The following is a 364-nucleotide window of genomic DNA, read 5'->3' on the forward strand; positions in this document are numbered from 1 at the left end:
GTAAAGAGAGCACACCAGTAGACGGTCTGCTCCCCATTCAAACGACTAAGAAATAATCGCCAAAGTTGGTAGCTTCAGGGCGGTTATTTCTTTTTGTATGCTAAGTATGCAAGAACTGCACGAAAGACATTACAAAAAATGCTTACGATAAAGGAAATTACGTCCATCATCATGCATCACCTCCCATCAATTCAAATAGAAGATTGTGGGAGCGTGGATTTGACCGCCTACCGTTTCAGGTATGCCCTCGGTTTTTTATTATATCACACTACGCGAAAAATGTCAAACCATAGTTTATGCTGTTTTTCGCAAGAATAAGTATAGGTTATCCGCAGTTGCCGAGCAAAAACAGACTTGACAAACC

The sequence above is a fragment of the Ruminococcus callidus ATCC 27760 genome, from assembly GCF_000468015.1.
GTDB lineage: Bacteria > Bacillota > Clostridia > Oscillospirales > Ruminococcaceae > Ruminococcus_C > Ruminococcus_C callidus.